General features: G+C 60.2%; 18 protein-coding genes and 1 CRISPR repeat array. Of the genes, 12 read left to right on the plus strand and 6 right to left on the minus strand.

Features of this window, described 5'->3' with window-relative positions:
* Positions 1-136: 136 nt before the first annotated feature.
* On the plus strand, positions 137-556 hold the full coding sequence (locus CABTHER_RS15020; RefSeq protein ID WP_014101539.1) for a hypothetical protein: 420 nt from the start codon (positions 137-139) through the stop codon (positions 554-556).
* A complete protein-coding gene (locus tag CABTHER_RS15025; protein ID WP_014101540.1) occupies positions 553-948 on the plus strand; it encodes a hypothetical protein in 396 nt (131 codons plus the stop codon). Before CABTHER_RS15020 ends, CABTHER_RS15025 begins: the two co-directional genes overlap by 4 nt.
* A gap of 50 nt (positions 949-998) precedes the next feature.
* Here CABTHER_RS15025 and CABTHER_RS15030 read toward each other — a convergent pair whose 3' ends face one another.
* Together CABTHER_RS15030 and CABTHER_RS15035 are read right to left on the minus strand one after the other, a co-directional pair.
* Complete coding sequence (locus CABTHER_RS15030; RefSeq protein ID WP_014101541.1) at positions 999-2,348, minus strand: MFS transporter; 1,350 nt, start codon at positions 2,346-2,348, stop codon at positions 999-1,001.
* Positions 2,349-2,387: 39 nt separating this feature from the next.
* Positions 2,388-3,452 carry a polysaccharide biosynthesis/export family protein gene (locus tag CABTHER_RS15035; RefSeq protein ID WP_081464993.1) on the minus strand — a complete coding sequence of 355 codons (1,065 nt, stop codon included), beginning with the start codon at positions 3,450-3,452 and terminating at the stop codon, positions 2,388-2,390.
* 224 nt (positions 3,453-3,676) lie between these two features.
* On the opposite strand from CABTHER_RS15035, the gene mog reads away from it, so the two are divergent.
* On the plus strand, positions 3,677-4,213 hold the full coding sequence (mog, locus tag CABTHER_RS15040; protein ID WP_014101543.1) for a molybdopterin adenylyltransferase: 537 nt from the start codon (positions 3,677-3,679) through the stop codon (positions 4,211-4,213).
* A gap of 4 nt (positions 4,214-4,217) precedes the next feature.
* Positions 4,218-6,194 (plus strand): PEP/pyruvate-binding domain-containing protein, encoded by a 1,977-nt coding sequence (locus tag CABTHER_RS15045; protein WP_014101544.1) that lies wholly within the window; start codon positions 4,218-4,220, stop codon positions 6,192-6,194.
* On the opposite strand, the gene CABTHER_RS16375 is transcribed toward CABTHER_RS15045, so the two are convergent.
* Complete coding sequence (locus tag CABTHER_RS16375; protein ID WP_014101545.1) at positions 6,147-7,226, minus strand: helix-turn-helix transcriptional regulator; 1,080 nt, start codon at positions 7,224-7,226, stop codon at positions 6,147-6,149. The two genes, CABTHER_RS15045 and CABTHER_RS16375, sit on opposite strands and share 48 nt — an antisense overlap.
* A gap of 219 nt (positions 7,227-7,445) precedes the next feature.
* Between CABTHER_RS16375 and cas7g the strand changes: the two genes are divergently transcribed.
* The 7 genes from cas7g (at position 7,446) to CABTHER_RS17845 (ending at position 20,656) form a co-directional block, all read left to right on the plus strand.
* A complete protein-coding gene (gene cas7g, locus CABTHER_RS15055) occupies positions 7,446-8,819 on the plus strand; it encodes a type I-G CRISPR-associated RAMP protein Csb1/Cas7g (RefSeq protein ID WP_014101546.1) in 1,374 nt (457 codons plus the stop codon).
* A gap of 5 nt (positions 8,820-8,824) precedes the next feature.
* Positions 8,825-10,375, plus strand: coding sequence for a type I-G CRISPR-associated protein Csb2 (csb2, locus tag CABTHER_RS15060; RefSeq protein WP_014101547.1), 1,551 nt, complete (start codon positions 8,825-8,827; stop codon positions 10,373-10,375).
* A 3-nt stretch (positions 10,376-10,378) separates the two neighbouring features.
* Positions 10,379-13,465 carry a type I-G CRISPR-associated helicase/endonuclease Cas3g gene (gene cas3g / locus CABTHER_RS17720; protein WP_014101548.1) on the plus strand — a complete coding sequence of 1,029 codons (3,087 nt, stop codon included), beginning with the start codon at positions 10,379-10,381 and terminating at the stop codon, positions 13,463-13,465.
* Positions 13,466-13,506: 41 nt separating this feature from the next.
* A complete protein-coding gene (locus CABTHER_RS15070; protein ID WP_014101549.1) occupies positions 13,507-14,418 on the plus strand; it encodes a type I-G CRISPR-associated protein, Cas3-extension family in 912 nt (303 codons plus the stop codon).
* A gap of 81 nt (positions 14,419-14,499) precedes the next feature.
* The gene (locus tag CABTHER_RS15075; RefSeq protein WP_014101550.1) at positions 14,500-16,245 is read left to right on the plus strand and encodes a CRISPR-associated endonuclease Cas4/Cas1; all 1,746 of its coding nucleotides are present in this window, start codon (positions 14,500-14,502) and stop codon (positions 16,243-16,245) included.
* A 27-nt stretch (positions 16,246-16,272) separates the two neighbouring features.
* A complete protein-coding gene (gene cas2, locus CABTHER_RS15080) occupies positions 16,273-16,569 on the plus strand; it encodes a CRISPR-associated endonuclease Cas2 (RefSeq protein WP_014101551.1) in 297 nt (98 codons plus the stop codon).
* 212 nt (positions 16,570-16,781) lie between these two features.
* Positions 16,782-20,383: a CRISPR direct-repeat array (repeat unit 36 nt; unit sequence GTTTTCCGCTTTGAAAAAAAGCGGCTCCATTGAAGC).
* A 99-nt stretch (positions 20,384-20,482) separates the two neighbouring features.
* On the plus strand, positions 20,483-20,656 hold the full coding sequence (locus CABTHER_RS17845; RefSeq protein ID WP_407060104.1) for a hypothetical protein: 174 nt from the start codon (positions 20,483-20,485) through the stop codon (positions 20,654-20,656).
* A 66-nt stretch (positions 20,657-20,722) separates the two neighbouring features.
* On the opposite strand, the gene CABTHER_RS15085 is transcribed toward CABTHER_RS17845, so the two are convergent.
* From CABTHER_RS15085 to CABTHER_RS15095, 3 genes are all read right to left on the minus strand, one after another.
* Positions 20,723-20,989 carry a hypothetical protein gene (locus CABTHER_RS15085; protein WP_228374099.1) on the minus strand — a complete coding sequence of 89 codons (267 nt, stop codon included), beginning with the start codon at positions 20,987-20,989 and terminating at the stop codon, positions 20,723-20,725.
* Entirely contained in the window at positions 20,986-23,061 is a 2,076-nt protein-coding gene (locus CABTHER_RS15090) for an adenylate/guanylate cyclase domain-containing protein (protein ID WP_014101554.1), read from the minus strand. The genes CABTHER_RS15085 and CABTHER_RS15090 overlap by 4 nt, the downstream gene beginning before the upstream one ends.
* Positions 23,062-23,153: 92 nt before the next feature.
* Entirely contained in the window at positions 23,154-23,915 is a 762-nt protein-coding gene (locus tag CABTHER_RS15095) for an MBL fold metallo-hydrolase (protein ID WP_081464994.1), read from the minus strand.
* A gap of 895 nt (positions 23,916-24,810) precedes the next feature.
* On the opposite strand from CABTHER_RS15095, the gene trfA reads away from it, so the two are divergent.
* On the plus strand, positions 24,811-26,487 hold the full coding sequence (gene trfA, locus CABTHER_RS15100) for a plasmid replication initiator TrfA (protein ID WP_014101556.1): 1,677 nt from the start codon (positions 24,811-24,813) through the stop codon (positions 26,485-26,487).
* Positions 26,488-26,544: the final 57 nt, after the last annotated feature.

Here is a 26,544-nt window from a genome sequence, read left to right on the forward strand (position 1 = left end):
CGCTTCCTGTTCAGCTTTGGTAAGTCCTTAGCGAAGTTGAACTTGAAGCAAGCTGCCAAGCTGTGCGCGAAACCTTTGACCGGACATCCGCCGCACAGCCGCCCCCACCACATTCGACACGAAGGGCATTGTGCCGATGAAGCAGCACCGCAGATCACGCCGAGGTGGTAATCACGGCAACAACCAGAATGGCAATGTTGCCAAAAGCTCCAAGGGAAAACGCCCCGGACAACCAAATCAGAATGGGTTGCCCCAGTATGCCGATGAGGTGTACGAATCCGCTGTCGCCCCACAGTCACCAGCCGAACTTGAAGCCTACCTGGCAATGCAGATGCGCCGTCTCATCCATGCCCGTCAGGAGCAGGAACGGGCGCTGCGCCAGATTCGGGCCCTGGGCGAGCAACTCGCGCAGGAAGGCACGCCGCCACAGGTCCAGGAGCAGTACGCGCAGGCCGTTGCTCTTTGGCAATCGTCCCGTCGCAATGGAGTGAGCGCCCGGCAAAAGCTGCTCTTTGCCATGTCTGAAAAGCTTATGATTGACACCAATCAGCCATGACGGACGTTGGGACCTCCCCGCCAGCCACGCTTGACGAATCGCTTGTCAACCGTATCCACGAGTTGGCCCGCGCCCTTGGCGTTCCTTCCGATTCGTTTCTGTTCTCCGATTTTGCCGTGGTGGATGCTGACCTGCTGCGCCAGATCGCTGATGGTTTGACCTTGGCTTTCGTGACGCACTGCTACCACCACCATCCCCGTGGGGAGAATGTCTATGAGCTGATGGCGCTGGAAGAAAAAACCGCTCCCAACACACCGGAAGCGGCCGCGCTCGAAGCCCGTATCGAGGAAGCCGCCGCTGCCCAGATTCCCTTTGTGGTGAGTGTCAATCGCCTGCTCGAAGACTACTACCGCATCCGCTGTCAGATTGAGGCGCACCTGAGCGCGCTGTAGCTGTAGGGTGCCACGACTGAAAGGCACCACCGGGCCCGGTTGGACTTCGGCTAGGTTTTGCCGAGATGCGAATCCAGCCACCAGCCGCCCAGCGCCGCGACGCCCACTGCGGCCCCACACGCCAGGATGGTTATCGTTGTGGAAAGGCGGCTGGCGATGGCACCCGCTGCCAGTCCTCCCAAGGCGTATCCTCCTTGGAACGTCACCAGAAAGAGGCTCATCACACGCCCGCGCACTTCGTCCACCAGACCAAACTGGACGAGCGCCGTCAGTTGGCTCAGCAGGGCAATCAGCGTTCCGCCAGTAGCCACGATGGCCAGCGCCCCGGTGTGTGGCGAGGGCATCAGGGCAAAGATGCACAGTGCGGTGCCCGTCGCACCCGTCAGAAAGAGTGCCCGCCGTCCGCCGCCGACCGGTTTCGGACGCTGTGCAATGTAGAGCGAGCCAAGCACTGTTCCCAGTCCGTAAAGCCCAAGCAGCACGGTGTAGAGCCACGCCGGGCCATTCCAGGCTTCCCGTACGTGACTGGGCAGCAGCACCGGCACACAACCTCCGAAGAACGTGGCCACAAAGCACAGGACATAGACTTCGACGAGCCCCGGACGCCGCTTCAGATAGTGGCGCACCTGCCGGGCTTCCTGGGCCAGCGCCTGCCACAGGCTGAGTTCGGCCAGCGGCCGCAGCGGACGGGTAATCCTGGCAAAGGCATCCATCGCCAGGGCTTCTGGCGGGTGCTCCGGCACACGCCCGGCCACTACCAGTAGCAGCACAAAGGACAGACAGTTGGCGGCGTAGCAGGCGGCCGGCCCCAACATCAGCAGAACTCCGCCTGCCGCCAGCGGGCCAACCATGCGCGCCACACTGAGCTGGAGCGAGTTAAGTGCCGTCGCCTGGGGAACTTCGCGGGTGGGCACCAGCCGTGGCAGCAGGGAGACATAGGCCACATTGGCAAAGGCCTGCCCAATGCCGGTTCCAAACGACAGTGCCAGCAACCACCAGACCTTTGGCTGTCCGGTCACAAACAGCAGCGTCCCCCAGGCCGTGCAGAGGATTTGCAACAGGGAAGCCAGCAGAAAAACCCGCCGCCGCTCGAACCGATCCACCACCATGCCGCCGGGAAAGGTCAGCAAAAACAGCGGCGACAACATCAGAAAGGCATTCAGCCCCAGATACCAGGCGCTGCGCGTGGTTTCATAGATGAACCACGCCTGGGCGGTGTTCTGCATCCAGGTCCCGACATTCGACAGCAGGGCCGCTCCCAGCAGCCACGCCAGTGCGCGATGCCGCAACACCTGCCAGCTTCCCGGTGCGGGTGTGTCCTGCTCCTGCGCCCGCAGCAGGTCCTGCATCAGCTCCGGGTCGAGCGCCCGAAAGTTGGTGGTGTCGTGGATGTTGCGCATGGCCGCAGGCTGCCGGGAACCCGCCTACGGAAACCCGGATTACCGGATGATGGCGGTCGTCAGAAGGGGAATGAGTGCTGAAGTGACAAGTGTAGGCAGGCTGCGCATCACGGTTGTTCCAGCCGACCGCAGTTCGGAATGGGGCACGTAAAGCACGTCGTTAGCCTGCAACACCAGGTCTTTCTGTTTCCCGGACTGAATCGCGGCGAGGCTGATCTTGATTTCTTCACGCTCCAGCTTGCCGGGAACCGTCCGGTAGAGGCGAATGTCATTGCGTTTGGCTCCCTCGGCCAGCCCGCTGGCCATAGCAATCGCCTGCGTGACAGTAATCGGGTTGCGTGCCGTAATGGGACCGGGCTTGCGCACATTCCCGGCCAGATAGACGACATCGGCTCGTGGTACGGAAATGATGTCCCCCGGCTGTAACAGAAGGTTGTTTTTGGCATTGCCGGCGATGATGTCATCAATGTTGATGGAAAGAATTTCGACATCCGGTGGCACATCCTCATCTGGCTCCGGTGTCGGTGCGGCTCCCAGTGCCGGCTGGGCTTCTTCCGCCGGTTTTGACACGTAGCGGATGACATTGACAAAGCGGCTGGAGTCTTCGGCAAGCCCCCCTGCCAAGGCAATGACATCGAGCAGGCGCATGGCGCGCCGCAGCGGCTGCCGTCCCGGCGTGCGGACGGCGCCAATCACGGTCACGAGCCGCGAGTTGAATTCCGTCACCGTAACACTGACTTCCGGCTGCCGGAGATACTTCCGCAACTCCTGCCGCAGCAAATCGGCGGCTTCGCTCTCGGTCAGCCCGGCCAACTGCTGTTTGCCAATGAACAGCAGCTCGACGCTGCCGCTGTCGCCCACCCGGAAGCGCCCCGTCAGATCGGGCTGCTTGAACACCTTGATGTCCACGACATCCCCCGGCCCAATCACGTAGTCCCCAGTTGGCGCTGTATAGACCTGGGTGGCCCGCACGGCCGGGCTGGGCATCACCGGCGGAAATGAAGGTGGATTCGGCGCTGTCTCCTGGGCAAAACTGAAGCCGGCCAGCCCCGGCAACGCCAACAACCATAACGCAAGGTAAAGCATGTGTCGTCGGTTCAACATAGCGCCATCCTGAATCAGAATTTTCGATAGAGAGTCAGATAGTGATGCTCACTGTAAAGCATTCTTTTCAGGCATCAAAGCCAGTTTGTTGGGCGTGGCGCTACACTTCGCCACTCGCCACTCACCACTCGCCACTCGCTATTCGCTATTCGCTATTCGCTATTCACTACTCACCACTCGCTACTCACCACTCGCTACTCACTACCCGCCACTCGCTACTCGCCATGACACTCTCAACCATCACCATCGGCATTCTGACCATTTCTGACCGCGCCAGTCAGGGGGTGTATCAGGATGAATCCGGCCCGGCCATTCTGGCCGTGCTGCGCGAGTACATCGCCAACGACTGGACGCCCCTCATGCGCCTTGTGCCCGATGAACAGCCGCTTATCGAGGCCGAACTCCGGCGGCTCACAGACGAAGACGGCTGCTGCCTGGTCGTCACCACCGGCGGCACGGGTCCCGCCCCGCGCGATGTGACGCCGGAAGCCACGGCAGCCGTCTGCGACAAAATGCTGCCCGGCTTCGGCGAACTCATGCGCGCCGTGTCACTTCAGTACGTCCCGACGGCAATTCTTTCGCGGCAGACGGCCGGCATCCGGGGGCGCAGTCTCATCGTCAACCTGCCCGGCAAGCCCAAATCCATCCGGGAGTGCCTGGCTGCTGTGTTTCCGGCGATTCCCTACTGCATTGATCTCATCGGTGGACCTTACATCACGGGCAACCCTGAGCACGTTACCGTGTTTCGTCCGAAGACGTGATCTGATGCGTGCGTTTTGCGCCCTCTGCCGGGCTGTCCGTTGCCACCTGGCCTGGAGCCTGGCGTTACTGCTGTTTTGTGTGTCGGTTGTCGGCGCGCAAAGTGTTCCTTCGGCGGCAGTGGATGCGGCGGCTCCGGCCGATGACCCGACGGCCCCGGATTATGTCAACCGCCTGACCCGCGCCGACTTTGACCGGCTGGCGCGTCTGACCCGCCAGGGCAGAGGGCTGGACGTTCCGGCTGTCATGTTCGTCATTGACCGCGCGGATGGGCGCGTCTATTACGCCAACTCGCGCCGGTTCCGGTTTCACAGCGACTTTGCCCGCGCCACCTACCTGACGCTCGATGCCGGCGATGTCTTTCTGCGCCACAACTACACCAACGAACGCCGGCGGTTCCTGCTCGGCACGGTGACGTTTCAACCCCGGCTGGAACGTTTCACCTACGAGTTCTGGGAAGGTGACCTGCTGACGCCGTCGTTGCTGGCCGAAGCTCACCAACGCCTGACGGCCACCGGCTTTGCCCCGTTGACCTTCAAGGCCAACGCCCGCCGTCACGAGGAAATTGCCGCGCAGCTTCCCGACCTGCCCTGGGTTCGGGCGGAGACCACACTGCCGGAAACGACGTTCCTGGCGCTCAATCCCGGCCGCGCCGTGGGTGTGCTGCGGCTGGTGGAGCAGTTGCCGCCGGCGCAACCCTTTGAGCGCGAAGACATTGTGATCTTCAAGGAAACGCCCCTTTCGACGACGCCCCTGCGCGGCATCCTCGTGACGCAGCCGGGCGCGCCGTTGTCGCACCTGAATCTGCTGGCCAAGGGCTGGGGCATTCCCAACGCCTACGTCAAAGATGCCGACGTGCGCTTTCGGAGCCTCGTCAACCGCTGGGTCACGCTCGTCGTCACGGATGACGGCATCACACTCGAACCGGCTGAACAAATCACCGAATCGGAACGCGAACGCGAACTCAGCCGGGAACTGCGCCTCCCACGCGCTGACCTGCGCTGGCGCGCGTTGACCGACCTGCACCGCCAACGGGCGCGGGATGTCGTCCGGTTTGGGGCCAAGTCCGCCAATCTGGGCGAAGTCGCCCAGGCGCGTCTGCCCGGCATCATCGTGCCGCGTGGCTTCACCATTCCCTTTGCCCACTACAAGGCCTTTGCCGACCGGCACGGCATCGAGGCGCGCGTCCTGGCGCTGCTCAACGACGAGCAGTTTCACCACGACCCACAAACCCGGCAGGTTGAGCTGGCGAAGCTGCGGGACTTCATCGTGGCCGCGCCTTTTGACCGGGCATTGCGCCGCGCTGTTCTGGCGAAGGTTCACCGGGAATACCGTGGACGCGGGCTGTTTGCCCGCAGCTCGACCAACGCCGAAGACCTGCCCGACTTCAGCGGCGCCGGGCTGTACACCACTGTGCCCAACATCATTGGCGACGAGGCGTTGATCACGGCCATCAAGACCGTCTGGGCTTCAATCTGGAACTTCGAGGCGTTTGAAGCCCGTGAAGCGGCGCGCATTGACCATCTGGCCGTCTATCCGGCGGTGCTCATCCAGGAAGGCATCAACGCCGACAGCGCCGGCGTGCTTGTCACGACCAATCCCTTTGACCGGCGCGACGCCGAGGGTATCTACATCAACGCCAAACGGGGTCTGGGACTGCGGGTTGTTGAAGGCCGGCGCATCCCGGAGCAGATCATCTACCGTCCCCAAAGCGATGCAGCCCTTGTTCTCACCCGGGCGGATGACGAAACGATATTGACCTTTGACGTAAAAGGCGGCGTCAGGGAAGTGGCCGGCGTTCCCGACCAACCGGTACTCACCGCCGACCTGATCCGCCGGCTGGGGCAGGCGGCGCTGGCCATTGAGCGCCTCTTTGGCGGCCGGAAGCAGGACATTGAGTGGCTGACCTACCGTGGGCAGCTCTACATCGTGCAGTCACGCCCGTTCATTGACCGCAACTGGCCAGCGGGGGCGGTACGCTGACGGCGGCAGCACGCGCGCGCGGCCCAGACGGCAGGCTTCGATGCGCCGGCGCAGCGTGGCGGGCGCCAGAACCTCGACTTCCGGGAGCCAGCTCAGAATGAACCGCTCCAGACCGCGCCCCCGCGCCACGGTCATTTCGATGTCAACCGTCTCCGGCCGGCCGCGGGTGGCCGGTGTGTAACTCACGATCCGTTGCGTGACGTGATGCTGGCGCTCCAGAAACACCTGGGATGTGACGCCGAAAAACCGCAACCGGACCCGGAGCGGCTCCCCGAAAAAACCGTTGAAGTGGTATCGCTCCAGGTAGCTCTGCACGCTGGTGAAATCCGGCGGCAGGGTGAACCGCTCCTCAAGCAGCGTGACCTGCCGCATGTGGTCAACGGCCAGGGTGACAATGCCGCGCCGGCGGCTGTCGTAACCAAAGGTCTTGAGCGTCCCGCCGTTGGGATCGAAATACAGCCCATACGGGTCATAGCGCCGGGTTTTCGGGTGTTGGCTGCCGAGCGAGACATATTCAACCTCGATCCGCCGTTTCCTGATGGCAGCGGTAAGCACCTGGTTCAGCGTCTCCACGTGGGGCGTGTAGTCCTTGGCCGGAATGAGTGCCGTACCGTAAACGGCGGCCAGCTCACCGAGATGCGCGGCCAGGGCGGGGGGCAAAGTGGCGCGGAGCTTTTCCAGCAGCGACCGTCCATCCTGACTCAACGGCCAGCGGGGCGAGGAGCCATCCATGAGCACCGCCTTTTGCGCCAACCACAGCGCTGCCACTTCCGCTGGCTTGAGCGCCGGCGGCCGGAAGGTGTAGCCATCAGCGAAACCGTAAAACACCTCCCGCCCCCGTTTCTCCTCGGTAATCCGGTAGTGAAACGAAAGCTCATCTACGAGCCGCTTGATGGTTTTCTTGTCACAGCCGAAGTGTTTGGCCAGTTCGGTCTTGGATTTGGAGCCGGAGGCCAGCAGCAGGGGCAGCTCGATGGCCAGGCGCGTCAGATTGCCGCGTTTGGAGTCCGCCTGCGGAGAAACCGGGAGCATGAACGGATTTCTTCACTCCTCGCATCAGGCTGGAAGTTTTTGTCACACAGCGCCACACCTGACGGGCGTGGCCCTTGCGTACGCCCAACCGTTGCGGCTGATGCTTTGAACCTGTGGCGGACAGCTTAGGACGTTGCCCCGTTCTTGTCCACTGTCGTCCCTACCATATCGGACTGGCTGCTGTCGGCAGCCGAATCCAAACCCAGCGAGGTCAACGCTATGTCACTTTCACTTCAGCAACTCCAGCAGGCCGTCCGCACGGCGACGGCCCTGCGCTGCCGTCTTCGTCTCCAACCGGCTGGCGGCCCTGGCACCAAGGTCTTTCCCCCAACCTACGAAGGCGGACGCTACGCCCTCGAAGAACGCCGGATGCCGGGTTACGACCATCCGGTACGCTGCGTCCTGATGGATTCCGTGCAATCCCAGGCCAACCGCATGGAAGAGGCACTCCAGCAGGCCGTGGATGACGGCCGCCTTGCCCTTCCCCTGGTCGAAGTGGATTTCACGCCCTACTTCCCCGGCAATGGCCAGCCGGAAGACATGCGGCTTCTGGAACCCATCGGCAGGGTGTCGTCCCTGCAGGCCCCACACCGCATCGTGGATGCCATCCTGCGCGACAGCGTCGTGATTCAAGAACAGCGGAAACCGTTTCGTTCGTCCAACGTCAAGCAGGAATCCTCCTATGGACGCCAGCTTCGTGAAGCGGCAGCCCACCATGCCACGCCTTTGTTCGAGCTGTGCCCGACAGCGCTTCTGTTTGGCATGTGGGATTCCACCGGCCCCAAAGGTGGTCTCGGCGCCAAGTTTGAACGCGCCATGGTGAGCGAGATTGTGGGCATCAACGCCGTTCTGGGCGCGAAAACCAGCAGCCGGATTGACCCGCTGGGCATCCAGCTCAAGGCCGGGCCGCTGTACCGGACGCCGCCCACCGAACCGCTCGGATGGACGCTTGACCCTGGGAAAGCCGTCAAGGACAACAAGGGCAAGCCTGTCCTGCTCGGCGATACCGGACGCCCTTCAGAAGCCAATCACGGCAATGTCACGCGCCCGTCAACCTCAGGCAGCAGCCGCGCCGGAACCGGACGCCCTTCAGAAGCCAATCACGGCAATGTCACCCCAACCATCTCCGAACGTGACCGGCAGGGTGAATTCCTGGGCGGCGGCGTCACCATTGACTACGCCGAACAGAGCATCGTCCTGTCGCTGCCGGCCCTGCGCCGGCTCCGCTTCCCCATCAATGGCCGGAACAACCGCGCGGCCGATGAAGCGGCGTGGACCGTACTGGCGGCGCTGGGCCTCTGTGCGGCCATTCTGGCCGACGACGCCGGGCTGGATTTGCGTTCCCGCTGCCTGCTCTGGCCGCAGGAGCCGTTGAAGTGGGAACTGCTGGGCCGCCCCGGTGAAATTCAGTCAGACATCGTTCTCGATGCGGAAGCCGCGCTCCGGCTGTTCATGGAAGCCGTTGACGAAGCCCGGAAGTGTGGCCTTCCGTGGCGCACCACCCCGCTCCAGCTTCAGCCGGCACCGGAACTCGTCAAGCTCGTCGTCAAAAGCCAACAACTGGCGCAGAGCCAGGGAACCCAGGAGGAGTAACCGCCATGCTGACGTTGGCTTGGACCTACCTGACGGGCTACGCCCGCGCCACCGACCCGGCGCGGCGCGACGCCCCGGAGTGGCCGCCACATCCGGCGCGGGTGTGGCTGGCGCTGGCGGCCGCCTTTTTCGAGACCGGCGAGGACCCCGCCGAAGGTCATGCGCTGGAGTGGCTGCGCACGCTGCCTGACCCGCAGGTGTGGCTTCCTCTCCAGGCTGGCGGCCGCCGGCACGTTGTCACCGCCTACGTGCCGGTCAACGACAAGGCCGAAGGCACGGCCCTGCTGCAATCCGCCCCGCTGGCACGCAGCAAGCAGCCGCGCACATTTCCGGCGGTCTGGGTTGGCGACCGGCCATGCTTCCTGCACTGGCCGGAAGCCCCGGACAGCGACCGCTACCGACCGGCGCTGACGCAGCTCTGCGCCAGGGTGACGCGCCTCGGACACTCGGCTTCACTGGTGCAGATGTGGGTCGCCGAAAGACTGCCCACACCGGAGGACAGCTTTGCTGGCTGGCTGCCGACGGAAGAGGCGGACAGCGGGTTGGCTGACCTGCACCTCCGCCGTATCTTCCAGGGACCTTCACTCGAACGCCTGCGGGAAACGTTTCAGGCTGGCCGGCGTCCGCTGGTCGGTCTGGCCGCCGGGTATCGTGCCGCCACCTTCACACCGCCGCCTATGACCAACACAACGGCTTTCGACCGCGACCTTCTGGTGTTGACACAAGTTGACGGCCCGGCACTGCCGGTCACCGCCAGCCTTCAGGTGATGCAGGCGCTCCGGGACACCCTGATGGCCCACTGCCCGCAGCCGCCGCCGGCATGGGTGAGCGGCCATGACGCCCAGGGCCAACCGCTGGCCGACAGGCGCGGACATCTGGCGCTGCTCCCTCTGCCTTTCGTGGGCTACGAATATGCTGATGGGCGGTTGCTCGGCGTGGCGCTGGCGTTCCCCACGGAGATTGACCGCCGCGAGCGCGGCCGCGTCATCAGGCCGCTCTTTGTCAACCAGCAGGGCAAGCCGGCGGATGTCAGTCTCCGGCTCGGCCGGCTGGGCGTCTGGGTGCTGCGCAAGCGTGCCTGGGACGACACCCGCCTCACGCTCCAGCCTGAAACCTGGACGGCCTTTCCCCGTGGAGCCAAACGCTGGGCCAGCGTGACGCCGGTCGTGCTCGACCGCTTCCCCAAAGCCAACCGCCTGACCGAGCGCGCCAACTGGGAATACGAAGTCGGCTCCATTCTCTTTGAGGCCTGCCAGTACGCCGGGCTGCCGGAGCCGGTTGAAATTGACTTCGGCACAACGGCCTGGACTCCGGGTGCTCCCCGCGCCATTGCCAAAGAGCGTCCCGTGCGCGGCGCTTCCCCGCCGGCGCAGGCCAGGCTGGGCGACGGATTTCCCCCCTACCTGCTCAAAGGCGCACGCGCTGCAAAGCCACAGGTTCATGTCTTCTTGCGTTTTGCCGAGCCGGTCGTTGGCCCGGTTCTGCTCGGCGCTGGCCGCTTTCTCGGCTACGGCCTGTTCAAACCCCTCGATTTTTTTGTTCCCAAACGGAGCTAGCCCATGACGCAGGTTGGTATTGGCGACTTTGACGCTTTTTTCCGCGAAGCTCACGACTGTGATCCCTACCCGTGGCAGCGGCGACTGGCGGCCGCAGCCGTGGCTGGAGACTGGCCGCCAGTGCTCGATCTGCCCACCGGCAGCGGCAAAACGGCCGTCATTGACATTGCCGTGTTCGCTCTCGCCTGTCAGGCGGCGCTGGAACCGCCGGCGCGCACGGCCGCGCGCCGGGTGTTTTTTTGCGTCAACCGGCGCGTCATTGTGGATGCCACTTACGAGCGGGCCCTGCGCCTGGCCGGGAGACTGCTGGAAGCGGAAGCTTCCCCGACCCGGTGGCCGACGCTGCACAAGGTTGCGGCGGCTTTGCGGCAGCTTTCAACCCTCCGCCCGGAAAGCGCGCCACCGCTCGATGTGCTGGAACTGCGCGGCGGTCTGTACCGCGACAATCGCTGGGCCCGGTCGGTGACGCAGCCAATGGTGGTCTGCACAACCATTGACCAGTTTGGCTCGCGGCTGCTCTTTCGCGGCTACGGTGTTTCGGCCCACGCGGCTCCGATTCACGCCAGTCTGGCCGCCTACGACAGCCTGGTGTTTCTCGATGAAGCCCACATCAGCGAACCTTTCCGGCAAACCCTGTGTGCCGTCCAGGACTACCTTGACCCGCAGCGGTGGGCAGAAGAAGCCATCGGTGTGTCCCCTTTTCGGCCCGTGGCCATGACGGCGACGCCGCCCAAAGCCGCCGGCCAGGCGGCCTTCCGGCTGGACCATACCGACCGGCGCACGCCACGCCTGGCTGCCGTTCTGGGTGCTGACAAACTGGTGCAGCTCAGGGTTGTCTCCGATCTTCCGAAAGACCTTGTTTTTGAAGCCAAGGCGATGGCGGAAACCGGTCAGTTGGCGGTTGGTATCATCGTCAACCGGGTGGCGACAGCCCGCGCCGTCCACCGGCTGCTCTGCGAAGCCTTTCCCGATGCCCCGGTGGAACTCGTCATCGGCCCGATGCGTCCGGTTGACCGCGATGCCCAGCAGCGGCGCTTGATGCCACGCATCGGCCCTGACCGGCCTGACCGGAGCGCGCAGCTCAGCTTTGTGGTGGCGACCCAGTGCCTTGAAGTCGGCGCCGACTATGACTTTGACGTGCTGCTGACGGAATGCGCCTCACTGGACGCGCTGCGGCAGCGGTTCGGACGGCTCAACCGCCGCGGCCGGCCCATTGCCGCCTCAGCCGTGGTGTTCATTGAAGTAAAGGCGCTCAATCCCAAAAAGCCCGATCCTGTCTATGGCGACGCCCTGCCCAAAACCTGGGAATGGCTTACCGAGTGGGGGCAATCCGACGACGTGAATTTTGGCATTGACGCTTTTGACGCTTACCTGAACGGCCAGGGGCTGCCCGTGGAATGTCTGGCGCCTGCCGCCCGGCGCGAACCTGCGGTGCTGCTGCCGGCGCATCTGGACTTGCTCTGCCAGACGAGTCCCCGGCCGGCGCTGGAACCCAACGTGGGACAGTTGCTGCACGGCCCGCAGCCCGGCGAACCGGACGTGCAGGTGTGCTGGCGGGCTGACCTCGATGCTTTTCCGCCGGATGACTGGAGTGAAGTCGTCAGCCTGCTGCCGCCGACGGCAACCGAGTGCATGACCGTACCGATGTCGGTAGTGCGCCGGTGGCTGACCGGTGCGGAGGAGACTGGCAAAGACGATGCGGCTGACCTTTTGGAGCTTGGCGGCGAAACAGCCGGGACGGATGCCAAACCGGAAGCTCCAGATGGAAGCGCCGTCAAGCCTGAGCGCCGTGGCCTGCTGTGGCGCGGTCTGGCGGACAACCGGCTTTTGACGGCAGTGAGTGACCTGCGTCCGGGCGATACCCTGGTCTTTCCGGTGGCAGCCGGTGGCTGGGAGGTGGTGGGGCATCTGCCGGTGGACGCCTCGCCAGATGCCGCCGAGGCTGCTTCTGTGACGGCCCGCAACCGCCCTGTCGTACGGCTGCACCCACATCTTTTTGACCGCGAGTGGCCGGCTCTGCAGGAACTCTTCGCCCGCCTCGCCGAGCCGGAAACCGTGTTCGGGGTGGAGGACTGGCGCGAAGCGTTGCGCGCTCTGGCGGACGACCTGCAAACCGGAGCGGAAGACAAGTTGCCTCAGCACTGGCCGGCTGACGCCCTGCGCACGGCGCTGCACCAGTTGGCTGACCCAAAGCTGGGCCTGCTTCGTACGCCTTACCCGGACGGCCGGGGCTACGTGCTGACCACCCGGAAGCGACTGGCCGGGAGGGCGGACTGGTCGCTGCCGCTGATGGACGAAGGCGAAGATGAGCGTTCCTGGATTGCCAGCGCCGAGCCGGTGACGCTGGCGGCGCACAGCCGGCATGTCCGGGATGAAATCCAGCGTACGGTACGGGCGCTGCCGCTGAACATTCGGGAGGAAGTGTTTCTGGCGGCGGCCGAGGCCCACGACTGGGGCAAGGCGGATGAACGCTTCCAGGCGCTTTTGCAGCGTGCTGACCGGACGGAAACCTGGCTGCTGGGGGCTTCCCCGCTGGGTTTGCTGGCCAAGTCGGACGGCTTGCCATTGACGCCGCTCGAACGGCGGCAGGCGCACGAGCGGGCCGGGCTGCCGGCCGGTTTCCGGCATGAGATGCTTTCAGTGCAGATGATGGAAACCCTCCTTGGGAGTGTGGGCGTCCCGCCCGCAAAGCCTGGGAACGCGGGCATCCTGCCCGCAGAGCCTGGGAATGTGGGCGTCCCGCCCGCAGAACGTGAGAGCACAGGACTCCTGCCCGCCGAACTCGATCTCATCCTTTACCTCATTGGCACACACCACGGACGGGGCCGCCCGCTGGCCCCGGTCGTGGTGGACCTCGAAGCGCCTGACGTTGCCCTCACGGCCGAGCTTTTGGGCCAGTCGTACACCGTGGCGGTATCGCATGCCTGGCGTGAAAAAGCGCCGCCGCACCGGCTCGATTCGGGCATTGGCGCGCGTTTCTGGCGGATGCAGCGCCGTTTCGGTTGGTGGGGCGCGGCGTATCTGGAGACGATTCTGCGTCTGGCCGACCACCAGGCCAGCGCCGATGAAGAAGCCGGTCTTGTGTCCTGACCGGCAGGGAAAACCGCTTCCGACTGACTTGGGAGAAACCGATGACACCGAATCACCACATTGTGTTGCGCGGATTGGATGGCACAACGCCGCTGGGTTTTCTGGCGGCGCTGGGGCTGGTGAATGCTTTGCGGGAATGCCTGCCCGACCTGTGTCTGGCGTGGACGACTGACGAGGGCGGGTGGGTAGCCCAACTGGGCAGCTCAGCGCCAATCCGTCAGGCCGACCTGCTGAACTGGCTGGATAAAATGCTGGTCAGGTCGCTGGACCAGCATCCGGCGCGGCTTTACGAAGAAGTCAAACAACAGCCGGGGAATGTGTTTTTGCAGGTACGTCAGGCAGCGGCTGTTGGTCATCGTCGGGAGGCTGATTTTCTGGCCGCGATCGCCAGCAATCTGGCGCCGGCAGAGGCGACGAGCCAGCTTCAGACAACGCGCCGGGATTATCACGTAGGCAATATCAAGTCCATTTTGGGAAGAACCACGCGCAGTCATCTGGACCGGACGCTGTTCAAGCCGTGGGATTATGCCGACCCGATGGACAATCAATCCCTACATCTCGACCCTTCGGAGGACCGGCGGCATGCCTATCAGTGGCATAAGCCCTCTGGCGACCCGACCCGCAGGCAGCGGGGCACGATGTTGGGTGCCAACCGGTTGGCCATTGAGGCGTTTGCGTGGTTCACCGTCTGGCCTGTGGGTGGCGCGCTCAAAACGCTTGGATTCAGCGGGTTTGGCAGCGGGGAGACGCGGTGGACGTGGCCCATCTGGACGCCCTTTGTTCCCCCTGATCTCATCCCTTCCCTGTTAGCGTTGGCGCCGCTTCAGGACGATCCCATTGGGGAGAGCGACCGGCGGCGATTGCGTCACATGGGGATTGCGGCGGTGTATCGCGTACGGCGGATTTTAGTAGGCAAGACACCGAACTTCACGCCGGCGCGCAACATCGCCTGACCACCCTGGGAGCGCGGGCATCCTGCCCGCATATCTCGAAGCCTGGGCGTTTTGCCCGCATAACCTTTTCACGGAAAGCCTATGAAAGACAATCTCCTTGCTACGCCGGACCTCATCCCGGCCAGGATGCTCAATGAGTATGTGTACTGCCCACGTCTGTTTTACCTTGAGTACGTCCAACGTGAGTGGGCAGAAAATGTTGATGTTCTGGAAGGACGTTTCGTTCATCGGCGCGTTGATCGGCCGGGCGGGCCGGCGCCGGTGCCGGCCGAAATCACGGCGGAGAGCAAAATCCATGCGCGTTCGGTGGAGGTTGGCTGCCCGGAGCTTGGCGCTGTGGCGGTGATTGACCTGCTTGAAAGTGACGACGGGCAGGTGGTGCCGGTGGATTACAAACGGGGTGCCGCGCCGGACCTGCCGGAAGGCGCCTGGGAACCGGAGCGCATTCAGGTTTGTTTGCAGGGGCTTTTGCTGCGCGCCAATGGCTACCGCTCTGGTTATGGGATCATCTACTACGCAGCCGATAAAACCCGCGTCCAGGTGGATTTTACACCGGCTCTCGTTGCACGGACAAAGCAGCTTTTGGCAGCAGCGCGGGCTTTGGCTGTTTCAGGCGCGATACCTCCGCCACTGGTCAACTCTAACAAGTGTCCGCGTTGCTCTTTGGTTGGCATTTGCCTGCCAGATGAAATCAATTTCCTGCGCGGCGACGACAAGGCCTCGGAAGCCACAGTAGCGACAACGCTACCGTCTGCAACCGAAGCGCCTGGAGGCGTGTTGCCAGCTCCAACCGGTAGGGAAGTACGGCGTTTGGTACCGGCGCGTGACGACAACAAGGCCGTCTATGTTCAGGGCCAAGGTTATGCGCTGGGCCTCAATGGCACCGTACTTGAAATCCGCGACAAAGGACAGGCCGTAGACGCGGTGCGGTTGGTTGAAATCAGCCAGGTTAATCTGTTTGGCAATGTACAGATTTCGGCACAGGCGCTCCGGGCTTTGGTGAACCGGGAGGTTCCTGTTTTGCACTTGAGCTACGGTGGCTGGTTACAGGCCGTTACAACAGCTCCGCCGCACAAAAACATTGAATTACGTCGGCAGCAGTTTCAGGCAGCCGGCGATCCGGATTTTTGTCTTAGGCTGGCAAAGGCTTTCGTGAGTGGAAAAATCCGTAACAGCCGTCTTCTTTTGCGGCGAAATGGACGTCGACTTGATCCGGAAGTGTTATCCCAGTTGGCAGCATTACGTAATGCTGTTGAGAGGTGCGAAGAACTATCTTCGCTTTTGGGAATTGAAGGCAACGCAGCACGTGAGTATTTCCGTCATTTCTCGGCAATGTTTAAGCCAGAGAACGAGCCGCCATTTGATTTTACCGGGCGCAACCGGCGTCCGCCCAAGGACCCGGTCAATGCCTTGCTTTCCTTTGCGTACAGCCTTTTGGTCAAGGAAATGATGGTGGCGGTCATTGGCGTTGGCTTTGACCCTCACCTTGGTTTTTACCACCAGCCGCGCTATGGAAGACCGGCTTTGGCTCTTGACCTGATGGAGGAGTTTCGCCCTTTGGTAGCGGATTCGGTAGTCATCACGGTTATCAACAATGGTGAAATCGGGCCTTCGGATTTCATCCAGCGGGGCGAAGCAGTGGCATTGACACCGCGTGGTAGAAAGACCTTCATCGAGGCTTTTGAGCGTCGGCTTGATCAGTTGGTCATGCATCCGGTTTTCAATTATCAGGTCAGCTATCGCCGGATTTTTGAAATTCAGGCGCGACTTCTGGCGCGTACGCTGATGGGTGAAATCCCACGCTACATTCCCTTTGTCACTCGCTGACGGGTGGAAAAACCAGGAGAGGGTTCGATGCGGAGTCGGTACATTGTTTGCTATGACATTGCCAATCCGAAGCGGTGGCGTCAGGTCTATCGGATTATGCGTGGATTTGGCGATCCCTTGCAGTATTCGGTTTTTCGGTGTGATTTGTCGGCGACGGAGCGTGTTCTGTTGCTGATGGCGGTGACCGAAGTAATCAACCAGCGTGAGGATCGGATTATGCTGGTGGATGTTGGTCCGGTGGACGGGCGTGGCCGGACTTGCATCGAGGCGCTTGGGAAGCCTTTGGAAGTGGCGCCGACGGAGCGCATCACGGTTGTTGTATAGCGTTCATTGGCTTAGAGTGGTGACGTGTGGGGTCTGTGCGAGAGGCGGGGTGGTGCCGTGTGGTGCGGGAGCCGCTCGCAGGACTTAGGGGCTTATGTGGCTTGAGTTTACAAAAACAGGGTTGACGCGATCCGGGTTTTGCGGGTACAAACTCTCCGCCGCTCGCAAGATACCCTGCAGGTCTTTGAAAGCAAGGGACTTGTGAGAGTGCGGTTTTCCGCTTTGAAAAAAAGCGGCTCCATTGAAGCATCGCTGCCACAGCCCTGCTCCATCTGGCGGAAGCCGTTTTCCGCTTTGAAAAAAAGCGGCTCCATTGAAGCTTTCCCATGAGGCGGTGCGCTGGGTGCTCTGCTTCGTTTTCCGCTTTGAAAAAAAGCGGCTCCATTGAAGCACGGAGCGGTTTGCCGCTTTGTTGCCGCCCGAGGTGCCGTTTTCCGCTTTGAAAAAAAGCGGCTCCATTGAAGCCTCCGGGTCGCCGGACCACGTCCACGCATACAGCAGGGTTTTCCGCTTTGAAAAAAAGCGGCTCCATTGAAGCCCAGGCGGCGGAGTAGGCGCTCCAGCGCCGCCCAAAGGTTTTCCGCTTTGAAAAAAAGCGGCTCCATTGAAGCTCAACGATACTGAAGCGGTCGTCCAGCACGAAAAGGGTTTTCCGCTTTGAAAAAAAGCGGCTCCATTGAAGCGGCAAACGGGTGAACAGGCTGCTTGAAGTGATGCCGCGTTTTCCGCTTTGAAAAAAAGCGGCTCCATTGAAGCTCAGTCGTTGGCGCGCCGTCAAGAGCTTCCAGTACGCGTTTTCCGCTTTGAAAAAAAGCGGCTCCATTGAAGCTGGCGCGTAGTTTCCCACCTAGCGTCCATCAGCGCCTGTTTTCCGCTTTGAAAAAAAGCGGCTCCATTGAAGCCTTGACGCGAACGTTTTGCTCGGGCGGCTGATTGGCCAGTTTTCCGCTTTGAAAAAAAGCGGCTCCATTGAAGCATTCTTACCGGCTGGCCTTCTTGGTCTACCCATACCGTTTTCCGCTTTGAAAAAAAGCGGCTCCATTGAAGCCCCTTGACGGTGGAGGCTACGGGCGGGCTGCTCGCACGTTTTCCGCTTTGAAAAAAAGCGGCTCCATTGAAGCGCAACCGCGTGACGGGACGCTGCGTAGCGATCACCGTGTTTTCCGCTTTGAAAAAAAGCGGCTCCATTGAAGCACTGCACAACCGACATCGCGAACTGCTTGAACGCTTGTTTTCCGCTTTGAAAAAAAGCGGCTCCATTGAAGCATTGACTGGAACAGCGACGAAAACGCCTTCTTTGACGGTTTTCCGCTTTGAAAAAAAGCGGCTCCATTGAAGCGCGCCTGCGCGCCTATCTGTGCCCGGCGGGTGTCTGTTTTCCGCTTTGAAAAAAAGCGGCTCCATTGAAGCATTGACTGGAACAGCGACGAAAACGCCTTCTTTGACGCGTTTTCCGCTTTGAAAAAAAGCGGCTCCATTGAAGCGCCCGGTTGCGGCAAATGCGCCGTATATCGTTGGCGGTTTTCCGCTTTGAAAAAAAGCGGCTCCATTGAAGCATCCCGACGTTGCCCGCGCCGATTGTTTTGTCAGCGGGTTTTCCGCTTTGAAAAAAAGCGGCTCCATTGAAGCGGGACTTCTGGTTTCACAGGTGGGTTCTTGCTGATCAGTTTTCCGCTTTGAAAAAAAGCGGCTCCATTGAAGCTCCCAGCGCCAGTCTCTGGCGCGAACCAGCGCCAGGTTTTCCGCTTTGAAAAAAAGCGGCTCCATTGAAGCTGCAAGGACGCTTTGACGCAATGGCCGGAGACAAGAATGTTTTCCGCTTTGAAAAAAAGCGGCTCCATTGAAGCGCTAGCGAACTGGCGGGGTAGCCCCTACGGGGCTATAGTTTTCCGCTTTGAAAAAAAGCGGCTCCATTGAAGCAACAGCGGGAGCATCTTTTCAGACGCTGGCAATCCGTTTTCCGCTTTGAAAAAAGGCGGCTCCATTGAAGCAGACAGTCTCCGCTGGTGGCTGAAATGTCCTGGGAGTAGTTTTCCGCTTTGAAAAAAAGCGGCTCCATTGAAGCCCGGCTCCGGGACGCCACAGGGTTCTCCGGCAACCGGCGTTTTCCGCTTTGAAAAAAAGCGGCTCCATTGAAGCTACGAAGAGCGTGACGGCAAGTTTGTCCTGCCGGTGGTTTTCCGCTTTGAAAAAAAGCGGCTCCATTGAAGCGTGACCGGCGGCGCGCCGGACGGCTGGATGGTGATGGGTTTTCCGCTTTGAAAAAAAGCGGCTCCATTGAAGCATCCGCAAGGTGGCAGAAGAAGTTGGCGTCTAACCGTTTTCCGCTTTGAAAAAAAGCGGCTCCATTGAAGCCGCAAGCCGACACGACAAGTGCCGGGCTGCTGATTCCGTTTTCCGCTTTGAAAAAAAGCGGCTCCATTGAAGCGGTTACGTCCCCGCTCCTACCAGCGGTCAGGTTACGTTTTCCGCTTTGAAAAAAAGCGGCTCCATTGAAGCGGGATTTCGGCGAGGGAAAGATTGACAGTACGCACGGGTTTTCCGCTTTGAAAAAAAGCGGCTCCATTGAAGCCAGATGGTGCTCCGCGGCAAGCTGACGCGCCAGTTGCGGTTTTCCGCTTTGAAAAAAAGCGGCTCCATTGAAGCTGTGACACGAGGTGTGCCTCGTCAATAACGACGAGATGTTTTCCGCTTTGAAAAAAAGCGGCTCCATTGAAGCGGTGCATAACTTATTGATCTGACTGGGCTTAGCTGGTTTTCCGCTTTGAAAAAAAGCGGCTCCATTGAAGCTTGACACTGTAGTGCGGCGTCCAGTGCCAGCGCGTGTTTTCCGCTTTGAAAAAAAGCGGCTCCATTGAAGCCGGCTTGGTCACGGGCTGATTACCGATCCGCCAGCGTTTTCCGCTTTGAAAAAAAGCGGCTCCATTGAAGCACCTGCGTTTATGGCCCGCCGGCCACTGTTTGATTCGTTTTCCGCTTTGAAAAAAAGCGGCTCCATTGAAGCTAAATCCGGTCGTCGTCCTTGCACACGGCGTAGTAGTTTTCCGCTTTGAAAAAAAGCGGCTCCATTGAAGCTCAAGGCGCCACGCGACCTCTTCGTTGTCGTGCTCCTGTTTTCCGCTTTGAAAAAAAGCGGCTCCATTGAAGCCCGGCGCCGGTCGGGATCGCGTGCAAGGGGTGCCGACATGTTTTCCGCTTTGAAAAAAAGCGGCTCCATTGAAGCCGCGTCGGACAAGTGTGACAGGCGGACACACGGGACGGTAGTTTTCCGCTTTGAAAAAAAGCGGCTCCATTGAAGCTAGACCTTGCCCGGCTCCGGCTCAGGCAGGCCAATGACCGTTTTCCGCTTTGAAAAAAAGCGGCTCCATTGAAGCGCGCGAACAAGGGCGAGCTTAGACTGGGGGAGCGGGGAGTTTTCCGCTTTGAAAAAAAGCGGCTCCATTGAAGCCGGCGTGACGCCCGCCAGAGATCGAGTAACTCGATGGCGTTTTCCGCTTTGAAAAAAAGCGGCTCCATTGAAGCAGTTCACAATCTCCATTTCGTTCTCCTTTCTTTTTCGGTTTTCCGCTTTGAAAAAAAGCGGCTCCATTGAAGCGCTGCGGTGAGTTCGGCAATCAGTTTGCCCCGGCAGGGTTTTCCGCTTTGAAAAAAAGCGGCTCCATTGAAGCGCGGTCAGCGTTAGCCTGTGTCAGTTCGCTTCTGACGTTTTCCGCTTTGAAAAAAAGCGGCTCCATTGAAGCGCAAGCCTATCTCGACGCCATCGCCCGTCGGGCTGAAGGTTTTCCGCTTTGAAAAAAAGCGGCTCCATTGAAGCTGCTATGCTGCCCTGCTTGAGGAAAGTGCCCGTCTTGAGTTTTCCGCTTTGAAAAAAGTTGCTTCATTGAAGCCCGATGCTTGACAAGACAACCAAACTGTGCCAAACTTTTTCCACTTTGAAAAATTGGCTTCATTGAAGTGGTTTTTCTTTCCGCAAATGCTAACCGAAGCGACTAATGCTGCTTTGAATGAAATCGGACAGGCATTGATTCGTGGTTATGAAGGGAGAGTTTATGAACACAGAACTAGAGTTCTTACGGAAGATGATTGAGCTGAGTTTGAAAAGGAAAAAGCGCTAAAGAAATAACCGACGAGATGCTACCAGCGTTTCAGGAAATCAGGGCACGGATAGAACAGGAAATGGCGGAACTTCTGGCGAAAAGAAAAGAATACTTCCGACGCCAAAAGGAAGAAGAATAAAAATCAACTGCAGTCTGCTTGCCACGCCGTTTTCCGCTTTGAAAAAAGCGGCTTCATCAAAGCGGCAGAAAAGCGAGCGGTGAATGGTGAGTGATTTTCTGCCTTGAAAAAAGCAGCCCTGTTGAAACCTTTGCAAGGTCTCAGTGAACCGAAGCAAGAGTGTTCGAGAACTTCCAGCCTTCACCAGCGTGGGGACTGGCCGATGATCTCAATGCCGGTCAGATACCCATGTGTGTCACGGGCTATCGTCCGTACAATCGCCTCTCCCTGCCAGCCGTAATCCGGCACCGAAATGGTGAGCGGTGATGGAATCGCCATCGGCTGCGCCAGCCGAACACAGGCACCTGACTGGCTGACATCCACCGTCTCCGTTTCCTGCTCAAAAGACCGGCCGCTGAGGTCCGTCCCGGCCACAACCACCCGGACCGTAAGCTTCCGGCGCGGTTCACGCTGAACTGCCGTCCCACCCAAACCTGTCCGCAAAATCGTCTCAGATTCCACCACCGGGTCTCTTGCCGCGCTGTGAAAAAATGTCTGGTCTCCACTACCATCCGTTTTCCCTTCACCCTTCAGCGCAACCAGTTCCTGCCCCCACAACACACGATATACGTTGACCTCCTGGAGCTTTCCCTTGACCTTCAAACCACCCAGCGGGACAAAAGCAAACTCCTGTTCCTCTTCCCCAAACTCAAAGCCGGTCTGAAGCAACGCCTTCAAACACCGGGCGGTTGTCTCCCCAATCAGGATTTGCCCCGGTTTGGCATTGGACTCCAACCGCGCCGCCAGATTCACAGCATCTCCGATGACGGTGTAATCCGTACGCTGGCGGGAACCGATGTAACCCGCCGTCACCTCCCCGGTGTTGATGCCGATGCCAATACTCAACCGCAGGTCTGATCCCTGGGCTTCCAGGTCGGCATTGACCTGCTCGATGACTTCCTGCAGGGCAATCGCCGCCTGGACGGCGTTGATCGGGTCACGCTCACTGGGCTGGGGCGCGCCAAACAACGCCATGATGCCGTCGCCAATGAACTTGTCGAGCGACCCCCCGTGCCGAAAAATGGCCGTCGCCGCCCGTTCAAAGTAGTTGTTCAAAATGGCAACGATTTCCTGCGGCGACTTGCGCTCGGAAAGCGTGGTGAAACCCCGGATGTCTGCAAACAGCGTCGTCACCACCTGGTTTGTGCCGCCAAGTTGCAGGCTGTCCGGGTCCTGCATGATCTGGTCAACAACGTGCGGCGGCAGAAAGCGCCGGTAAGCCGTTCGCGCGGCTTCTTCATGCAGGAGACGTTCATGGGCCATGAGGCTCTCCAACGTCAGTGCCACCGTCGAAGCCAAACCCGTCAGGTAATCCACATCGTCTTCCGTAAAACCATCCCGATGCAAACTGTCGGCATAAATCACACCCAGCGGACCCTCTTCCTGACCGAGCATCGGCACACACATCAGAGACTGGATGCCCAGAATGGCCGTGCCCTTGACGTCCGTCATGTCCCGGCTCAGCAGTGAAACCCGCTCCTGCATCACCTTCCGAATCACACTGCGGCTGACAGGCATCTTCCCGTAAGCCGCACGCGTGACGTCATCGCGGTATGTGGCCCACTCAATCATCGGCTGATCATCCAACCCCCGCTTGCCAATCAGCAGCCGCCCCGCATTCGAGATTTCAAAAACCTGCCGGGCAACCTCGGCATAGATGGCCGCTTTGTCAAACTCACGCGCGACCCGTTTGTTGAAATCGTAAAAGAGACTGAGCATCTGGCTGCGCTTCTTCAAAAGGTGCAGTTCCTCGGCCCTGACCAGAATGCTTTGCGCGGGCGGCGGTGCCACGGCCCGAAAGCTGCCCGACGGCTTTCCCGTCACATCTCCCGAAAGCCCCAGTGCCAGCAGCGTAGCCGCTTTCTGCAACCTGACCGTCCCGGTAATCGGCGCGTCATCGTAACGGATGGTTGCCGGCGCCGGCAGGCGAAACACCAACGTATGACTGCCAATGCCAATGCTGTCGCCATCCTTCAGAAACGTCGGCTGCGTCACCAGCTTGCCATTGAGAAGGGTGCCATTCCGGCTGCCCAGATCAACCAACTGGTAGTTCCCATCCGGCGAGACTTCAATCCTGGCATGCGAACGCGACGCCCGTTCATCCGCCACAATGACATCACAAGTAGTGGCACGCCCTATCACCAGCGGAAACTTCCGGCATTCATCCACCCGCTGACTTGCCGTCGGTCCCGTCACAATCAGTTTGGGAAACTCCATAAACTCAACCTTCCCTTTCCAAGTGCGTTATCCCCCGCAGCACCACCGCTGAAACGTGACTCCCCAGCGCCGCAACGGCCCCGGTACCCCTCTTACCAGGTGTAGTCCACATCCAGTTCCGCCACCTGTACGTTGGGCAGCGCGAGCGCCCGGACTTCATCCTTCACCTGCTCACGGCAGAAAGGTTTCAGATTCACCGCCAGCACCTGCGAGGGCCGCCGCAACTTCGCCAACTCGCCAACCAGCAGGCGGGGTGAGAGATGATACGAAGCCTTCGCCACAAACTCATTGGCATTGTCAAAGGCAACATCCACAAAAACGGCGTCCAGCCGTGGCAGGGCATTGAGGACCTCCCAGAACTCGTCCGTCACGCCAGTGTCGGAAGTAAACGCAACACAGCGGCCCTGCCCATCTTCAACGACGAGACCGGCTGTTTCCACCGTATGCGTCACCGGAATCGCCGTCAGCCGCAGCCCGGCAACCTCAAATGGATCCCGCCACGTGAACGGCACAAACGTCAGCAGTTCGCCATGCACATTCCGCAGCCGGGTAAAGTCTGGCCAGATGACATCGTTGAAGATGTGGCAGCGCAACCGCTCGATGTCAGCCACCGTGGCGTGAATACGCACCGGTGTCCGAATGCTGGAGAACATTTCCGAGAAGATGAAAGGCAGTGAAGCAATGTGGTCCAGATGGACATGGGTCAACACGATGTCCTGTACTGCCAGGAGCGCCTCCCCGGTGAGGTGAAAGGCCAGGGCACCGGCATCAATTGCCACGCAGTCATTGACAAGGAACGTAATCAACAACTGACTCCGTGGATCCGTCACGCTTGGCAACACTCGGATACGCATATCCCACCTCCCACAGCTCCCAACCTATCGGCACGCAACCGGAACGCCAACCCTTCACTCCCTGGGAAGGCAGGCCTGCACCGGTACGTTGCACCACGTCCGCACAGCACGGCCCTGACAGCACCGGGCAGCAGTTCCCCGGTCCGCCAGCACCATGCCTCCAGAACTATTGACCCTTGACATAAAAAATCCGGCCCTCCCAGCCCTGGCTCACCCAACATACCACTTGAAGCCGCCCTCGGTAAGGTACTGCCCAGTCCTGCCTTGTACCGCCCCTGAACCGCGTCTGACCCATATCTTGTGGCTATTGACCTTTGACATAAAGACTATTGACCTTTGACATAAAAACTATTGACCCTTGACATAAAACTATTGACCCTTGACGTAAAACTATTGACCTTTGACGTAAGGCTATTGACCTTTGACGTAAGAAAACACCCGCGGATGACCACTATCTGCCCCCTTGCAGACCACAATATCTTGTGGTTGGCATAATTTCCGCGTTTTTTGCGTCGGTTTGACTCGAACGTTGGGCGGCACTATTGACCTTTGACGTAAAACTATTGACCTTTGACATAAAAACCATTGACCTTTGACGTAAACGCTATTGACCTTTGACATAAAACTATTGACCTTTGACGTAAAAAACAGCCTTTTTTGGCTCTTATGTCAAAGGTCAAGGTCAAGGTGCTATTGACCCTTGACATAAAAATTCGCCCGTAAATTATTGAAAACAAAAGACTTTTGGGCGCCATTAACTAATTAATGATAATTGATGATGATGATGATAATTTAAGCCAAAGCCGGCATTTGACACCTTTTTGTCATTCCATCCCCAACCCCGCCTGTCCGGGCCGGGACGCCGGCGCTGGAACAAGCCAGGAGAGCGCCAGCCATGGCAGAGAAACGCGGCCGCCGGAAGAAACGCGAGACGGACATACCTGAAGGGTCGCCCACTGCTGCCGGAGCCACATCCGCTACGGCAGCTACCGCGGCCGAAGCGGATGACGCCGAAAAGCCGGAGGTCATCCGCATTGCCCAAGATGAGTTCAACCTGGCGGTTTTCCCGATTGCCGTCCTCGACAAGCGCGCCCAGAAAAGCAAAAACTACCTGACCTTTACCGAGCACATCACCTCGAACGGCCGTGAAATCCAGCGGGTGTGGACCGTCATGCCCCACCCCATCGAGGGCCTGCCCAGCACGACGGATGAAGATGTGTACGTGGCCCTGATGGAGCTTTCATACGAACAGGGCGCGCAAAAGAAAGTGTACTTCAGCCGCTATGACCTCATCCGCCGGCTGGGGTGGCCGATGAACGCCAAGCACTACGAACGGCTCGAAAGTTCCCTGCGGAAACTCGCCGCCGTGCGCATCGAAGCCAAGAACGCCTACGTGGACCGCCACACGGGACGCCTGGTGGATGTCGGGATGAGCATCATCCAGGAGTTCAAGATTTTCGATGAGGGGGCTGGCAAGCGCACCGGCGCCAAAAGCTATGTGATGTGGAGCGACCGCGTGGCCCAGAGCCTGAGCGAAAAGCTCTTCAAAAAGCTGGATGCGGATTTTTACTTCAACCTGACCTCGCCCATCGCCAAGCGGCTGTTCCGTTACCTCGACAAGAAGTTCGGCAGCTCCGATTACTTTGTCATCAACGTGCGCAAGCTGGCCTTTGAACACGTCGGTATGTCCCGTGAGATGACCTACGTCTCGCAGATTATGCAGCGCCTGGAACCCGCCCTGAACGAGCTGGTGGCCAAGCAGTTCCTGGTTGAATGGACGCTGACAGAGGAAACCATCCACTTCCGCAAGAACCTTGAGTTCGGGGCGCGCATCCAGCAGATGGCCCTGCCCATCTACGACGTGATGGATGCCATGTGCGACGATGACCTGTCGCCCGAAGAACGCGCTGTCCGCGACGTGGCGCTGCACCTGGAAGGGCAGCTCACGGCGCGCGGCATGATTGGGTCCGTCGCCAAGAAGCTTGTGGAGAGCTTCGAGCTGCAGGGCAAGCTGGAAACCATCGAGCAGGCCATTGCCACGTTTGACCGGCAATACCGCCAGCGCGACCTCGCCAATCCGGGCGGACTGCTCTACACCCTGATCGTCAACGGCCAGGAAGCCCTGCCCAAACTGCCTCCCAAACGACGACGGTCATCTGCCAAAATGCCCCGTGCTCGCGCTGAGAAGCCCGCTGAGGCGTCGGAAAGCACCGGGGAGACCAGAGACAGCCATGAGGCAGTTCCGCTCTTTTCTACGCCTTCTCAGGAGCAGATGCAGGAACTCGAACTCGGCTACCTCGAACATCTCGAACGGACGGGCGAGGCCCTGCTGGCCCAGCTCAAAAAATCCGAACTCAAGGAGCTGGTGGCTCGTGAACGGGAGGAACTGCTGGCTTCAGACCGGCGGAAAATCTACGCCCGGTGGGAGCCGGATGTGCTGGATGAACACCTGCGCCGCCTGGTTGGACGCAAGCTGGCTGAAGCCAAGGTCGAGTCCTTTGCCGCCTGGTGCGCTGCGCGCGGCGTGGAACTCAACGCACTCATGCGCCCTTCGACCACCTCGGAGGACTGAACCCTGCACGTTTCTGTGTGCCACCTTGTCCGCTTCGGCGCGGAACCGCCAAACGGC

The sequence above is a fragment of the Chloracidobacterium thermophilum B genome (assembly GCF_000226295.1).
In the GTDB taxonomy this organism is placed as follows: Bacteria; Acidobacteriota; Blastocatellia; order Chloracidobacteriales; family Chloracidobacteriaceae; genus Chloracidobacterium; species Chloracidobacterium thermophilum.